Raw genomic sequence first — 14,254 nt, 5'->3', positions numbered from 1 at the left:
ATCGCAGTCTGATGAGCACGATTTAGTCCACAACCATCCCGCACCCCGCAACAAAGAGGCGGACGGAGAACTATCTTGATCACTCTCTCCCAATATAAAAGAATCTCGACTCGGGAAATCCGTTCGTTGGCCTGCAATAAAATCCCGGCTTTCGCGCTACTTGCGACCATGTCTCTGGTGCTCAGCGCCTGCAAGGAAGGTGCGGCCGATACCGCTGTGCCAGCCGCGGCACCCACCGTCGATGTCGCACGAGTCGTGCACAAGGAAACCCTGCAATGGAACGAGTTCAATGGGCGGATCGCGGCAACTGACGCCGTTGAAATTCGTCCGCGGGTAAGCGGCTACATACGTCAGATCGCTTTCGAAGAAGGAAGCGAAGTCAAGCGCGGCGACTTGCTGTTCGAGATAGATCCACGCCCGTTCGAGGCCGAACTCAATAGCGCCCTGGCCCGCCTGGAGAACGCCGAGGCGGCGTTCATGCTAGCCAAGGCCCAGGACCAGCGCGCGCAACGGCTGTTACCGACAAGCGCCATCTCCAAGGACCTTGCCGACACCAAACGTACGGCCCTGCTGCAAAGCGAAGCGGCGGTCAGGGAAGCGAAGGCCGCGGTTGCGGTCGCGAAGCTGAATGTCGAGTTCACCAAGGTCCGTGCCCCGATCGATGGCAAGGTCAGCAACGCGCTGCTGACGCTCGGCAACCTTGCCGTTGCAGATCAGTCGGTGCTGACCAGGGTCGTTTCGATCAACCCCATCTACGTCTACTTCGATCCGGATGAAAGAAGCTTCCTGAACTACGCACAAGTGAGTCAGGACTCCGACAACACCGAACTTCATGTCCGCGTAGGCCTGGCAAACGAAGAAGGATTCCCACACTCCGGTACGGCGGATTTCCTGGACAACGTCCTCGATCCCCAGACGGGGACCATTCGTGTACGGGCCACTCTCGATAACTCGCATCGAAAATTTACGCCGGGGCTCTTTGCACGGGTGCAATTGGCCAATATCGAGAAGACCGATGCCATCCTGGTCAACGACAAGGCGATCCTGACCGATCAAAACAAGAAATACGTCTATGTGCTGACAGAAGAAAACAAGGTCAGTCGCAAGGACATCATTCTTGGAGGGCTTACCGACGAAGGACTTCGCATAGTTGCAAAAGGACTTACGAAGGAGGACCGCGTCGTGGTCAACGGCTTGCATAGGGTACCGCCTTCTGGCGCAGCTGTTACTCCAGTTGAAGTCACCATGTAAGCCATAGAAAGAACGGTGAGCCAAATGAACTTCTCGAAGATATTCATTGAAAAGCCCATATACGCGATCGTCCTGTCCCTGGTGATCTTCGCACTTGGTCTGGTATCCATTCCGCTGCTGCCCGTTGGCGAGTACCCGGAAGTGGTGCCGCCGAGTGTTGTCGTACGCGCCGTCTATTCCGGCGCCAACCCGAAGGAAATTGCAGAAACCGTGGCAACCCCGCTGGAAGAGGCCATCAACGGGGTGGAAGGGGTCATGTACATGAAGTCCGTTTCGGGCTCGGATGGCACGCTGCAGATCATTGTCACCTTCCAGCCCTCGGTTGACCCTGACACCGCCGCGGTAAGAGTCCAGAACCGCGTCAGCCAGGCGCTGAGCCGTCTGCCGGAGGAAGTGCGCCAATATGGCGTGACTACCCAGAAGAAGTCGCCCACGCCGTTGATGTACGTGAGCTTGTATTCCGAAAACCCGAAATACGACTCCCTGTATCTCAGGAACTACCTCACCCTGAACGTCAAGGATGAACTCTCGAGACTCCAGGGCATCGGTGATGTCGGGTTGTACGGTGCGGGCGACTACGCCATGCGGGTATGGCTGGACCCGGACAAACTCGCATCGCGCGGACTCACTGTGGCCGATGTGACGAACGCGATCAGGGAGCAGAACGCACAGGCATCGGCGGGCCAGCTTGGCGCAGAACCTTCGCCCAAATCGACCGATTTCCTCATTCCCATCAGCGTGCGCGGTCGCCTGAAAACCGAAGACGAATTCAAGGAAATCGTCCTCAAGGTCGGCGAGCAAGGCCAGGTCGTGACGCTTGCAGAAGTGGCCAGAGTAGAGCTTGGTTCTGGCGACTACTCGATGCGGGTCCAGAAGAACGGACAACACGCCACCACCATCGGCGTCTTCCTGTCGCCGGGCGCCAATGCCCTGGATGTCGCCGATGCGGTCTATAAGAAGCTCGACAAGCTGTCCGCGGATTTCCCGGAGGGCGTCAAGTACCAGGCCGTATGGGACCCGACCACATTCGTGCGGGACTCGATCAGTTCGGTCAAGGCCACCTTGATCGAAGCCATTGTCCTGGTCATCCTGGTCGTCATCCTCTTCCTGCAAACCTGGCGGGCGTCGCTCATCCCGCTGGCGGCGGTCCCGGTGTCCGTCGTCGGCACCTTTGTATTCCTTCTGCTGCTCGGCTACTCCATCAACACACTGACCCTCTTCGGATTGGTGCTGGCGATCGGCATCGTGGTCGATGACGCGATCGTGGTGGTCGAGAACGTCGAGCGATACATAGCGGAGGGGCTGACGCCGAAAGCGGCTGCGCACAAGGCCATGCAGGAGGTCTCAGGCCCGATCATCGCGATCGCGCTCGTTCTGTGTGCCGTCTTCGTACCCATGGCATTCCTCTCGGGGATCACGGGCGAGTTCTACAAACAGTTCGCCGTGACCATCGCGATTTCCACTGTCATTTCCGCGATCAACTCGCTCACCCTTTCACCGGCGCTGGCCGCCAGGCTGCTGGTACCCCACTCCGCGCCAAAGGACAGGTTCGAAAGACTGCTCGCACGCTGCTTCGGCTGGCTGTTCACGCCGTTCAATCGCTTCTTCCTGAAGAGCTCCCAAGGCTATGGATCCTCGGTGAGCAAGTCGCTCGGGCGCCGTGGCGTGTTCCTGTCGTTCTACCTGGTCCTGCTGGGGGGTACCGCATTCCTGTTCAACCAGGTCCCGGCCGGCTTCATTCCGACTCAGGACAAGCTCTATCTGTTCAGCGGCGCCCAGCTCCCGGGTGGGGCTTCTCTTTCCAGAACTGCGGAAGTGGCGCGACAAATGAGCGATGCCGCACGCTCTATCGAAGGCGTCGAGCTGGTGTCCGACTACATCGGTCTCAACGCCCTGCAGTCGGTGAACACCCCGAACGTCTCCGCTTCCTACATCGTTCTGAAGCCGTTCTCCGAGCGAACCCGAAGCGCAGCGGAAATCAATGCGGAGTTGAACGAGAAGTTCTCGCAGATCAAGGGAGGCTATACCTACGCCTTGATGCCACCGCCAATCCAGGGATTGGGCAACGGTTCAGGCTACTCCCTGTATCTGAAGGACCGTGCGGGGCTCGGGTTTCCCGCCCTCAATGACGCCTTGACCAAACTCCAGGCCGAGATTGCCGCAACACCGGGGATGTTCTATCCGGTGACGTCCTACCAGGCCAATATCCCGCAGCTCGAAGTGGTGGTGGACCGGGTCAAGGCCAAGGTCCAGGGTGTTTCCGTGAAGGAGATATTCGAGACCCTGCAGACCTATCTCGGCGCGGTGTACGTCAACGACTTCAACAAGTTCGGTCGTGTGTATCGCGTCATGGTCCAGGCGGATGCCGCCTATCGGCAGAAGGTAAGCGACATCGAGAACCTGCGTGTACGGAACAGCAGCGGAGCAATGGTGCCCATTTCCTCGGTGGTACGCGTTGAACAAAGCTTCGGGCCGGACCCGGTCATCCGCTACAACGGGTATCCAGCCGCCGATCTCATCGGCGGAGCGGATCCGCAGGCTCTGTCGTCTTCCCAGGCGATCGAGAAGATCTCCGAGATCGCCGCGAAGGTATTGCCGCCAGGGATAGAACTGGAATGGACCGATCTCAGCTATCAGGAGGTCACCCAGAGCAACTCGGCGATCATCGTCTTCCCGGTCGCGATCCTGTTGGTTTTCCTGACCCTGGCGGTGCTGTACGAAAGCTGGATATTGCCGTTCTCGGTGATCCTGATCGTGCCGGCCTCGATCTTCTCTGCACTGGTCGGTGTCTGGCTGGCCGGTGGCGACAACAATATCTTCGTACAGGTGGGTATCGTTGTGCTGATGGGGCTTGCCTGCAAGAACGCCATTCTGATCGTGGAGTTTGCGCGCGAACTTGAGATGCAGGGGCGGGAAACCCTCGAGGCCACCATCGAGGCATGCCGCTTGCGTCTGCGCCCCATCATCATGACCTCCATCGCGTTCATCGCCGGGTCCGTGCCGCTGTTGCTGGGCCAGGGCGCAGGCGCCGAGATTCGGTTGGCCACCGGCGTGACGGTCTTCGCCGGCATGCTGGGTGTCACGCTATTCGGACTCTTCCTGACGCCAGTCTTCTACGTCGCAATGCGGAAACTGTCAGGAGAGTCACTCGCCCGGACGCAAGAAGAGCGCCTGCTGCCTGATGCGACCTGACCCCCATCCGCATCGGTAATGACCTCGAACGCCAGCAACACCTTCGGATTTCCAGGGGTGTTGCTGGCTGACGACCAGCGACGCACCGATCAGGAGAAAAATCTTGCCCGACTAAACTACGACAGATATAGTCGTAGTTAGTCGACGCAGCTTGGAGCAAGACTTCCAGCGCGCCATAGCGTCAGGGTGACGCACAGGCCTCGAGCAACCCCAGTGCCAAGGTGACCAATATGAGCTTTCCCGTCCTGATCGCTACCCGCCCCTTGTCAGAGCCGTGCATCGAACGCCACCTGGTTCAATGGCTGCCGGAAGCGAACTGGAGACTGACACGGCAAACGGAAGATGGTCGGCTCTGGCTACTGAGGCTGTCGGCGGACCCATGCAGCGAATTGGTTCAGGAGATGTTTCAAGCGGTGATGCGGAATGATTGGTTCCTGGGAATGGACTTCTCCCACCAGGACTGAGCAACTCTGGCGAGGATGGGCAATATCACTCTCCAATAGATATCTTCACTTATAAGAGCCCCACCCTATATCGCGCAGAGATTTATAGCTTGCAGTTCACGTGAAACTTGATTGGCAACTGAAGACGAATCCCCAAGATGTTACTCCAGCTTAACAGAGCCGATGGTGCTACCACATCAAACCGCCTTGCACTATCGTTACTGGAGCAACGAATCAGCTGCACTCCGGATACCCCAAAGCCTTCTGCCTGGAGTAAAAGTCATGAACAATACGACACCTGGCAAACTCTCCAAAACGATTGTAACCGGGAAAGTTTCGTTTCTCTCCATCCTGTTACTGGCCACTGGCTGCGCATATAATCCCGACATAAGACAGAGTCACGACAACACCTCCGGGTTTACCAATCGGGATAATGCCGACTATGTGGCCTGCGTAAAAGATGAAGTCAAGGGAGACACAGAGACTTTTACCGAAGAGGAGAATGGTAAAACTCGTCTCTTTATCGGCAGCACTGATCCCAATAAGGCATCAGGACTCGTTGAGCTTTCCAGTTCTGAAGGCGAAAACCACTACTCCGTCTATCAGCGAAATGCCTGGCAAGACAAAGGCAGGCTGATCAACACGGCGCTTGCGTGCTCCAGGGCCTGAAATACCTGACCTTGCAAGGTGCGAAAGTCGCTTATGGCCCCTTGGTGCCAGGCCTTGCTCGAAACCAGGGGCAACTTGCCAGGAGGGGGTAGGTTGTCCCGGTTTCAACTGTCGCGATGAACACAGCATCGGGTCATGAGTAGCGAAGGTCGCTGATATCGATACTGACCAGCAGTTGCGCCTCGATCGCACTGTTATTCGCGTCACGGCGATAGGCCCTCCGCTTGCCGGGCATGCGGAGCCCCTCGGCTTCGATGTAGTCGTGAACGTACTGGGCAGCGGGCAATCGGCCACTTACGTCGACGCTGTAATCGTGCCGGCGCAGCAGAAAGTCTTCACCGAAGTAGAAGTCCTGTACTGGACAGTGAGTGGCCACATCCTCCGGAAAGTGCACTCGCAAACGACGCCATTGCTGGTCGCCCTCCTCCCAGGGGTCGACCTCCTCAGCCTTTACGCCCGGCAGGGTGAACAGGAATGGCATGGTCTGGTACGACCACAGCGCGTAGCCGTTGAAGTAGGCCCGGTGAAGCGGGTCCCACGGCGTCCCTTCTTCGTGGTTACGGAAAGACTCCCTCGGATCTGACCGCTCCGCCACCACTCTCCCATCGGTGGTTTCGATTGCGATTCGGCCTGGCGTGTACGCCGTACGCTGGTTCGGGGCGCCAAACGGCATGACCGACGCTCTCTGCTCATGCAGCCAGACGGTCATCTGACGTGGGTTGCTGTCCTGGGTCAGTCCCTTCATGCCCCAGAGCAAGCCACCGGTCACAATGCTGGCAGTCACAGTGCTGAAGCTGTTCCAGCGCTCCAGTCCGCCATGGGCTATCAATACCCGCTCCAGCAGATCGCAGTTCTGTTCGTTCATGGGGCAATCCTCCTAGGTTACTGGTTGACCGGTGACCACTCCTTGAAAGCGAAGCCCAGAGACATCCGCAACGCCAATGGCTCGTCCGCCTGAGTGCCGGTGGGTTTAGACGATCTGCATTGAACCCTGTACGTTCTGAACCCAAGAGTTTCAAGTCAACGGCAACAATATCTCCACACCCAACGCATACCGCGAGGGCTCTCAGGAGATACCCATCAGCCATTCGAATACTTTCCGAATCACCTGATCCACTGGTCGCATCCTCACCAATAAATCTTTAGCCAAATCACAGGTATCCTGACAATGAAAGCCTTGAATATTGACAGCCACGGCACCACCCACTCATCGAACAGATTGTCGCTCGGGGTTAAAACCATGGCACTTGGTACTTACGGTGCTTATTTTGCTCTCGCAATCATATATTTCTGGTTCGGCGGCATGAAGTTCACGCACTATGAGGCACAGGGACTGGTTCCACTTGTAAGCAACAGCCCGCTACTGGGATGGGTTTATGAGATCTTCAGCGTGGATATCTTCTCCAGCCTGCTCGGAGTCCTGGAAGTCTCGATCGGTGCCCTTATTGCAGGCCGCCTGCTCTCACCAAAGCTCTCATTGATTGGTGGAGCGCTGTCTGCCGGACTCTTCTTCACGACGCTGAGCTTCATGTTCTCGACACCGGGAGTGATCGAGCCCGGCCTCGGCTTCCCGGCCATCACGGTTGCTCCGGGTCAATTCCTCCTCAAGGACATCGGGCTGCTGGCCGCTTCCATATTCGTGGCGGGCCATTCTCTGACGGAGCTGGAGAACCATTGAACTGACAGTCCTCCTCCAGGAATGGCCTGAAGCAGTCCGATGTTTCAGGCCATTTTCCTATCTGCGATTCAAAAGCGGCTAACCGCGGCAAGAAGCCACCACCAGCACCGACAAACGGGCGCTGATGAGCCGACCACCGACATGCTGTCGCGATCCAGCCTAATGGGCGATTTCCGCCCCCTCCCCTGCCACGGATTTCATCCAGTCCCGTGGGCTGCAGCCCGTCTTGCGGCGAAACGCACGAGCGAGAGCTGAGGGGCTTTCATAACCGACCTCGTCGGCGATCAGCGTAATCGGCCGCCCTTCACGCAGGCGCTTCTGCGCCAGGCTGATCCGCCAACTCAGAAGATAATCCGCAGGTGTCTGCCCTACGACGGCTCGGAAATGCGCGGCATAGGCGGCGCGCGACATGTTCGACTCGCTCGCCAGTTCCGCGACTGACCAGGCAAGGTGCGGTGCGTTGTGCATCTGCACCAGAGAGCGCGCCAGTCGGGAATCGGCCAGTCCGGCCATCATTCCCGTGCTCAACCCATGGTGGTCGAGCAGATGCCGGAGCAGCAGGATGATCAATAACTCGAACAACCGATCGAGCACTGCCTCCCGGCCACAATGTCCCGCCGCCGCCTCGACGAACAGCCATCTCAGGGTATCGGCCAGCAGCGGCAGCTCATCCAGGGGTAGCACCAGGAGATCGGGTAATGAAGCGGACAATGGGTTACCGACACCACCATCGAACGTCATCGATGCACACAGGAGTTGGGCCCCCTCGGGCTCGCCCGGGATCAGTAGATGCCGGCTCGGGCGTGGCAGAAAAATCAGACTGGGCCGGGTAAGCAGGAAATCGCTCCCATTGGAGTCCTGCAAGGTGAGGCGACCTGCCTGCAGCAGGTGAATATGCCCGCGCTGGTCGGCGCCATCGTATGACGCCATGCCGCAAAGCTTGCCACTGTGGAACAGGCTTGCGCGGACGCCGAACTGCGACAGCAAGGTAGACAAGCGGTCCATAGGTCATCTCATGGCAAGAGGTAGACGATCCGCATCATATCACCGGGTGTTTGCGATCGAATTCCACGCAATCCCATGATCCCGAGCCTGGGCTTCGAGCACCGGTCCTTGCTGGCAAAGAGGCCTGCAACCGCGCTGGCGACATGACTCTGGCGAGCAGATACCCCGGTGGGAATGGCGACACTGAAACCCACGCAAAAAGCAAGGCCACGTTCATAGAACGTGGCCTTGCTTTTGGTCCCTGTAAAGGCGCGTGGCCAGCCCTCGGATCAGGCTGGCAAATCGTAACCCGGATGAAATCCGGGAGCGGCAGTTGGACTTTCCCCGGATTTCATCCGGGCTACTGACCGGTGCAGGGAATACCGACCAGGCCGGCGGCAGGCTTCGCTTACTTCTCCAGTTTCAACAGCGGCTCGCCCTTCCTCACGATGTAGGTCGCCAGCTCCGACGCCTTGCTCTCGCCGTGGTTCGTCGCGACATGCGGGGTGCCCGCGGGGATGTACAAGGACTCGCCAGCCTTGAGTGTGACAGGCGGCTGCCCCTCGAGTTGATACTCGAACGTGCCTTCGAGGACGTAGGCGACCTCCACCCCTGGATGAGAATGCTTGGGGGACGACACGCCCGGCGCAATATCGACGCGGGCCTGGATGACTTGATGCCCGGGGACGTAGAGGTCTTCGCTTACCAGGTCAGTACGCTGGATACCTTTCTTCCAGCTTTCGTTCGAATGCGACTCATGGCCCGCCGCGGGCTGAGGTTTCACCTCTTGGGCTTGAGCAAGGCCCGCGAACGCGGCGAGTACCGCAGAAGCGGCAAGGAGATGGGTGTATCGCATGGTCATGGCCTCTGAAAGAAGGAGGTGGTGGAGGCCTTAGGGTATTTGAGGCTGGTGCTGGCGATGTGTCGGAAGGGGCGGAGTTTCGAATGCGCGTATGTGCGACACCGGGCTGGACACATGAACATACACAAGGGCAGACCGAATGATGCCCTGCGTTTCGCGCGAGTGTGGGGAGAGGGACAGGCACTCGCTACTCAGTATTTGATATCCCTGGCTCTCTCCCGCCCTTGCTGCTTGGTCTGCCGCTTATCCTGCCGGCATTGGGGATTGCTTTGCTGGTCGGCCGCGCGGCATTCCTGCTTTATCTGGCGTGAATCCTGACGCGTTTCCTGCCGGACCTCCCGAGCGGCACGTCGTTGCTGGCCTTGCTCTGTAGCCCAGGACGCTCCTGCCCACGCCACTAGGAGCGTCGCTGCCAACAATGCAGTAAACGGACGATTTGGCATGACATGATCTCCTGCGGCCGAGGTACCCTGTGTGTTCAGTAAAGCTTATTCCTTTCTCTCTCAATGCGGTCGCAAACCGGAGCTCCTGTGCAAGCGAATACCTGTCACGCCTGGTATTTCTTCGCTGGTTCCACGGAGATCCAGTCTCGTACCTGGCGCTGCGCTGCCGCAGATTGGGAGATGCACGCTCCAAGGTGCGGCGTACGATCCCTCTGAGTCGAAATCAGCCGATCACTCACGTCCGCTCCGGGACCTGAAAAAAGTCAGCAGCCTTGCCGTTCCGTAAAGGAGCGCCGAGTAGGTTGGTGTTGAGCGAAGCGAAGCCCAACAAGGCGGCGCTTGCGCCGCCCGGAACCACACAGGGTAGGACCTCGCAGGCCCGGACCTGCGCGTCCCCCGTGCCTTCGACGTCGCAGACAGTGCCACGGAAGTGCCTCAGGTGCGGGCGACAAGCTCATCCCTCGCCGCTCAGAACCCCAGGGTCGCCGACACCAGCCAGGTGCGCGGGCTGGCGAGCGTCAGGCCCGGCGCCGTATCGGCCGGCACGTTGGCCGAGGCCCAGTACATCTTGTCCAGCACGTTCTCCACGCTGGCGCGCAAGGTGATGTCGGTCTCCCCCAGTTCGAAGGCATAGCGCGCGCCCAGGTCGTAGCGCTGCCAGGCATCGATCTTCTGCCGATTGGCCGGGTCCAGGTATTGCGAACCGGTATGGATGCCACGCGCGGTCAGGGTCAGGCCGGAAACCTGGGGAATGTCCCACTCCACGCCGAGATTGGCGTTGACGATGGGCGCCCCGGTGCCCCGATTGCCATCGAAGCGACCCTCGCTGGTCCGGGTCAGTTCGCTGTCCAGCAGCATGGCCCCGCCCAGCAGGCGAACGCCGTCCAGCGGCTCGCCGAAGAGGTTCAGCTCCAGGCCCTGGTTGCGCTGCTCGCCATCGGGCTCGAAGTTGTTGTCCTGGTCGAGGATGTAGGTGGGACGCTCGATGCGGAACAGGCTTAAGGTGGCGGCGAAATGGCCCAGGTCATACTTGGCGCCCATCTCGATCTGCTTGGTGCGATACGGCGCGAACACCTCGTTCTGGTTGTTCGCCGTGCTGGGCGCGGTCTCGCCCTGTGTCAGCCCTTCCATGTAGTTGAGGTAGAGCGATACCCGTTCGCTGGCACGCACCACCAGGCCCATGGCCGGCGAAGTCGCGCGCTCGTCGTAATGCTGGTCGGCCGTGCCCGGTGCCGAACTGTCCACCTCGACCCGCTGCAGTCGCGCGCCGAGGGTGAGCAGCACCAGGTCGTCGCTGAAGCTGAGGGTGTCGGCCAGCGCCAGGCTGGAGAGGACGGTCTCGGTGTGGGTCGGCACGTCCAACCGGATCGGCCGGCCGGGTACCGGCAACTCCACCGGCTCGAACAGGTTGCTGTTGCCGTTGGCGAAGCGCGCGCCGCTGTTGTCGAACTCCATGTCGAAGCGGTTCAGGCTGAGGTTCAGGGTGTGCCCCACCGCGCCGGTGGAAAACCAGCTGCGCGCGCCGGTCGTCCAGGTCAGGACTTCTTCGTCCCGCTGGAAGGTCCGTGGACTGACGGTGAAACGACCGCTGTCGTCCACCACCTGCACCGCGTGCCGCAGGAAGTCATATTCGCCGTCGCGCTTGCCGGCGGCGGCATAGACCATCAGCGATTCGTTCAGGTCCACTTCGCCGCGCAAGGCGCCGAAGCGGTCCTTGGCGTTGGCGTAAGTCCAGGGCTGCGCGAAGTTGTGGTGGATGTCCTCGGCGTCGGGCACCGCGACACCCTCGTTCAGCCCTACCCGCTCCATCGGCGCGTCCATGTCGCGCTCCTGATTGCCGAGGTCCAGGAACAGGCGGGTGCGTTCGCCACGCAGGTCCAGACCGAGCACGGCGGACTCCCGTTCCAGCCGCTGGTCGTCCCAGTCCGCGTCGCCGGATTGGCGGGCGCCATTGAAGCGCACGCCGAAGCGCTGGTCCTCGCCGAAGCGCCGGCCGATGTCCACATGCCCGCCGGCCTGGCTGTCGGAGACGAAGCTGCCGGTGACTTCGGTCAACGGCTGGTCGCCGGCGCGCTTGGGCTCGACGTTGATGCTGCCGCCAACGCTGCCATTGGGCGCGATACCGCCGAGCAGCGCGCCCGGCCCCTTGAGGACATCCACCCGCTCGACCATTTCCATGTCGATGGAATAGGTCGGCAAAACGCCATAGAGGCCACCAAAGGACACATCGCTGTTGTAGAGGCTGAAACCACGCACGGAGAACTGCTCGAAACGGCCGCCGGCGGGGTTGGTGTTGCGCACGGACGGGTCGTTGGCCACCACGTCGGCCAGGGTCCGCGCCTGCTGGCTCTTGATCAGTTCACTGGTGTAGGTGGTGACGTTGAAGGGGGTATCCATGAAGTCCCCGTCACCCAGCAGGCCGAGGCTGCTTCGGCGCGCCACCTGGCCGCCGTCATAAGCGTCGCTGCCCAGGCCCATGCCACTGCCGACGATGGCGATCTGCGGCAGCTGGGTCAGGTTGCTGCCCTGGTCCGGTTGCAGCTCCAGGGTATAGGCGCCCGTCCCGGCCGCACGCAAGCCCAGGCCACTGCCCTGCAGCAACCGGGCGAAGCCTTCTTCCACCCCGTACTCGCCCTGAAGCCCTGCGCTGCTGCGCCCGGCCACCAGCACCGGGTCCAGCGACAGGCTGACGCCCGCCTGGCCGGCGAAACGGGTCAAGGCACTGGCCAGGCTGCCGGCGGGCACCTGGAAACTGCGCCGGTCGCCCTCCTCGCCCCAGGCGACGTTGCCGAGACTGGGGCCGGCACCCAGGACCAGCAACAAGCCGGCGCGCATCAGCGGGCCTCGCAGAGCAATGGAGACGGGAAGCAAACGGGGAGCGGAGGACATCGAACTCTCTCTTTTCGGGTTCATTTGTCTCTGATGACAAGCGAGCCGAAAAAAAGGGACAGCTTTCTCATCCAGCCCTCGTCCGTGGCACCAGGCTGACCCAGTAGCGGGTGCGGTAATGGACCTCCAGCGGCAGGCTTGCCGCCAGCAGGTCGAGCACCTGGCCGGTGTCGTCCAGGCGGAAGGTACCGGTCACCGCCAGCGATTCCAGTGCCGGGTCCCAGCGCAGCAGACCGGGGCGATAGCGGTCCAGCTCGCGCAGGAAATCGCCGAGCTTCTGGTTGTCGACCATCAGCACGCCCTGCTGCCAACCCGGCTGGGTGCTATCGAACGGCTCAATGCCCGTCACGCCGTAGCTGCCAAGGCGGGCACGCTGTCCTTTGCCAAGCGTGATCGCCGGGCCGGCCAGGGGCAACAGTTGGACGCTGCCGCTGGAAACCGAAACCAGGCAGCCCTGGTCGAGCTGGCGCACGCAGAAGTGCGCCTGCCCGGCCAGGATACGGCCCTCGCGGGTGCCTACGTCGAGCGGCAGGTCGCCCGCGCTGTCGAGGTCGATCTCACCATCCACCAGGGTCAGGCGCCGCTGCCCATCCCTGAAATCCAGGTCCACCGCACTGGCCGTGTTGAGCCGCAGCAGGCTGCCATCGGCCAGGCGCAGCTCACGTCGTTCACCGGTGGCGGTACGAAGATCGGCGCGCCAGTTCGCGACCGGCAGTTCGCGATAGGCCAGCCAACCCGCGGGGGCCAGTGCGGCCAGGGCCAGCGCCCGCTTGAGCACCTCGCGCCGGCCGACCTCGACCCGATCCAGACTGGCCATGGCCACGGCGTTGGGCAGGCCATCGAAGCGCTGGCGCAGCAATTGGGCTTTCTGCCAGGTCTGCTCGTGAGTCGGGCAGTGCTCGCGCCAGCGCCGCAGGTTGTCGTGGTCCGCAACGCTGGCCCGGCCAGACTCCAGCAGGGTGAGCCAGCGCGCCGCCTCGCGCGCGACCCGTCGAGCGGAGTCCTCGCGTTTCACAGGTCCACCAGCAGGCAGTGCTCGTAGGCCTTGGCCATGTATCGCTTCACCGTACGCTCGGAAATGTCGAGGCGACCGGCGATCTGCGCATAGTTGAGGCCTTCGAGCTGGGCCCAGAGGAACACGCGGCGCACCAGCGCCGGCAGCCCATCGAGCAGCTCGTCCAGGGCTTGCAGCGTCTCCAGCAAAAGCCAGCGTTGCTCCGGAGACGGCACCTGGTCCGCCGGCAGCGCCGCCAGGGCTTCCAGGTAGGCACGTTCGAGGTTGCGGCGTTTCTGGTGGTTGATCAGCAGGCGCTTGCCCACCGTCAACAGGTAAGCGCGCGGCTCGCGCAGCTCCGGGAGAGGCTGCTGTTGATGGCTGGACAGCACGCGGACGAAGGTGTCCTGGGTCAGGTCGGCGGCATCCCAGGCATTGCCCAGTCGCCGCCGCAGCCAGCATTCCAGCCAGCTGCGGTGATCGAGATAGAGGTTCTGCAGGGAGTCACCGGGTGCCACAACTGTATCGTTCATTCTGCGCACGCCGGAGCGGAAAGGTAGGCCAATCTCAAATGCGATTGATTCTACTTAAGCGCAATGAACAATCCAACTCCCGTCCGTATGGGCTCTGTCTGCGTTAGCTGTTGTTGCATCGAATAAAACGCCCTAACACGGTATTTTCAGACCTCCGCACTTGCCTGACACATCCCTCTCCCCCGGCCCCCGCCCTGCGCCCCAGCCTGATCGCTTCGCGCTCAGNCGCTCATCGGCACCGGAAGCGGTGCTTCCGACAGCGTGCCTCTTCGCCCCGCAAGCGGGCGAGGGGTGACTCGCGCCTGACAGGACGCGG

The 14,254-nt window shown here is 61.1% G+C and carries 11 protein-coding genes; 5 read left to right on the top strand and 6 right to left on the bottom strand.

Going from position 1 to position 14,254, the window contains the following annotated elements:
* The first annotated feature begins 75 nt into the window (after positions 1–75).
* From E8F11_RS10675 to E8F11_RS10660, 4 genes are all read left to right on the top strand, one after another.
* The gene (locus E8F11_RS10675) at positions 76–1,251 is read left to right on the top strand and encodes an efflux RND transporter periplasmic adaptor subunit (protein ID WP_280288813.1); all 1,176 of its coding nucleotides are present in this window, start codon (positions 76–78) and stop codon (positions 1,249–1,251) included.
* A gap of 24 nt (positions 1,252–1,275) precedes the next feature.
* Complete coding sequence (locus E8F11_RS10670; protein WP_280288812.1) at positions 1,276–4,443, top strand: multidrug efflux RND transporter permease subunit; 3,168 nt, start codon at positions 1,276–1,278, stop codon at positions 4,441–4,443.
* Between the two features lie 230 nt (positions 4,444–4,673).
* The gene (locus E8F11_RS10665) at positions 4,674–4,907 is read left to right on the top strand and encodes a hypothetical protein (protein WP_280288811.1); all 234 of its coding nucleotides are present in this window, start codon (positions 4,674–4,676) and stop codon (positions 4,905–4,907) included.
* A gap of 261 nt (positions 4,908–5,168) precedes the next feature.
* Positions 5,169–5,555: a hypothetical protein gene (locus tag E8F11_RS10660; protein WP_280288810.1), complete on the top strand. Its 387-nt coding sequence runs from the start codon at positions 5,169–5,171 to the stop codon at positions 5,553–5,555.
* A gap of 133 nt (positions 5,556–5,688) precedes the next feature.
* Here the strand turns inward: E8F11_RS10660 and E8F11_RS10655 are convergent, their stop codons facing one another.
* On the bottom strand, positions 5,689–6,420 hold the full coding sequence (locus tag E8F11_RS10655; protein WP_280288809.1) for a hypothetical protein: 732 nt from the start codon (positions 6,418–6,420) through the stop codon (positions 5,689–5,691).
* A 303-nt stretch (positions 6,421–6,723) separates the two neighbouring features.
* Between E8F11_RS10655 and E8F11_RS10650 the strand changes: the two genes are divergently transcribed.
* Positions 6,724–7,233: a DUF417 family protein gene (locus E8F11_RS10650; protein WP_280288808.1), complete on the top strand. Its 510-nt coding sequence runs from the start codon at positions 6,724–6,726 to the stop codon at positions 7,231–7,233.
* 159 nt (positions 7,234–7,392) lie between these two features.
* Here the strand turns inward: E8F11_RS10650 and E8F11_RS10645 are convergent, their stop codons facing one another.
* The 5 genes from E8F11_RS10645 to E8F11_RS10625 all read right to left on the bottom strand — a co-directional run bounded on the left by E8F11_RS10645 (position 7,393) and on the right by E8F11_RS10625 (position 13,938).
* Entirely contained in the window at positions 7,393–8,238 is an 846-nt protein-coding gene (locus tag E8F11_RS10645; protein WP_280288807.1) for an AraC family transcriptional regulator, read from the bottom strand.
* Between the two features lie 388 nt (positions 8,239–8,626).
* Complete coding sequence (locus E8F11_RS10640) at positions 8,627–9,073, bottom strand: cupin domain-containing protein (protein ID WP_280288806.1); 447 nt, start codon at positions 9,071–9,073, stop codon at positions 8,627–8,629.
* Positions 9,074–9,990: 917 nt separating this feature from the next.
* Complete coding sequence (locus E8F11_RS10635; RefSeq protein ID WP_280288805.1) at positions 9,991–12,411, bottom strand: TonB-dependent receptor; 2,421 nt, start codon at positions 12,409–12,411, stop codon at positions 9,991–9,993.
* Positions 12,412–12,478: 67 nt separating this feature from the next.
* Positions 12,479–13,426 (bottom strand): FecR domain-containing protein, encoded by a 948-nt coding sequence (locus E8F11_RS10630; protein ID WP_280288804.1) that lies wholly within the window; start codon positions 13,424–13,426, stop codon positions 12,479–12,481.
* Complete coding sequence (locus tag E8F11_RS10625) at positions 13,423–13,938, bottom strand: sigma-70 family RNA polymerase sigma factor (RefSeq protein ID WP_280288803.1); 516 nt, start codon at positions 13,936–13,938, stop codon at positions 13,423–13,425. The genes E8F11_RS10630 and E8F11_RS10625 overlap by 4 nt, the downstream gene beginning before the upstream one ends.
* Between the last annotated feature and the right edge of the window lie 316 nt (positions 13,939–14,254).

The organism is Pseudomonas sp. BN417, assembly GCF_029871205.1.
Lineage (GTDB): Bacteria > Pseudomonadota > Gammaproteobacteria > Pseudomonadales > Pseudomonadaceae > Metapseudomonas.
Note: the sequence above shows the minus strand (reverse complement) of the source record. Positions and strands in the feature narration are given on the sequence as shown.

Coding starts and splice junctions, on each gene's coding strand:
- E8F11_RS10655 (WP_280288809.1), bottom strand. CDS start 6,420: ATGAACGAACAGAACTGCGATCTGCTGGAGCGGGTATTGATAGCCCAT.
- E8F11_RS10640 (WP_280288806.1), bottom strand. CDS start 9,073: ATGCGATACACCCATCTCCTTGCCGCTTCTGCGGTACTCGCCGCGTTC.
- E8F11_RS10650 (WP_280288808.1), top strand. CDS start 6,724: ATGAAAGCCTTGAATATTGACAGCCACGGCACCACCCACTCATCGAAC.
- E8F11_RS10665 (WP_280288811.1), top strand. CDS start 4,674: ATGAGCTTTCCCGTCCTGATCGCTACCCGCCCCTTGTCAGAGCCGTGC.
- E8F11_RS10670 (WP_280288812.1), top strand. CDS start 1,276: ATGAACTTCTCGAAGATATTCATTGAAAAGCCCATATACGCGATCGTC.
- E8F11_RS10645 (WP_280288807.1), bottom strand. CDS start 8,238: ATGGACCGCTTGTCTACCTTGCTGTCGCAGTTCGGCGTCCGCGCAAGC.
- E8F11_RS10625 (WP_280288803.1), bottom strand. CDS start 13,938: ATGAACGATACAGTTGTGGCACCCGGTGACTCCCTGCAGAACCTCTAT.
- E8F11_RS10635 (WP_280288805.1), bottom strand. CDS start 12,411: ATGTCCTCCGCTCCCCGTTTGCTTCCCGTCTCCATTGCTCTGCGAGGC.
- E8F11_RS10660 (WP_280288810.1), top strand. CDS start 5,169: ATGAACAATACGACACCTGGCAAACTCTCCAAAACGATTGTAACCGGG.